Below are 393 nucleotides of genomic sequence, written 5' to 3' on the forward strand. Positions count from 1 at the left end.
CGTATATAGTTAGCCTGACATCCAACAAGGAGGTTTATAGCGAATATTCCCACAAAAAATCTTTTCCTCATAACTCGATCCTTATAAAATGAAAAGAATATATAACTAGGTTTAATTTATGAGTTTAAGATACTACATAAAAAATATTTTGTTTGGCCTATACTGCGCACTTATATATATATACCTTATAACAAAAAACAACGAAGGGTATTATTTCCTAGCGTCAGATAAGATGCTATACGCAATAGTGATAAGCACTATTCTATGCCCATATTCAAAATATGCTATTGAACACATATTTTTTAAGTTCATAAAGAAAGATTTTTTCAGAAAAAGAAAAAACCTAAATAATGCCCCCGTGGCAAAATTAAACCTATTTATGCTATACAATCT

Annotated in this window: 2 protein-coding genes; one reads left to right on the forward strand and one right to left on the reverse strand. The window is 29.3% G+C overall.

Translation table 11 applies throughout. The features are described from left to right. Nucleotides 1–71 (reverse strand): colicin release lysis protein (locus BM613_RS15945; protein ID WP_439333395.1); only part of this gene is annotated, 71 nt, incomplete at its 3' end. Nucleotides 72–118: 47 nt separating this feature from the next. Between BM613_RS15945 and BM613_RS15910 the strand changes: the two genes are divergently transcribed. Further along, nucleotides 119–393 (forward strand): colicin E1 family microcin immunity protein (locus BM613_RS15910; protein ID WP_109431880.1); only part of this gene is annotated, 275 nt, incomplete at its 3' end.

It is taken from the genome of Sulfoacidibacillus thermotolerans, assembly GCF_003144315.1.
Taxonomy (GTDB): Bacteria; Bacillota; Bacilli; order Alicyclobacillales; family SLC66; genus Sulfoacidibacillus; species Sulfoacidibacillus thermotolerans.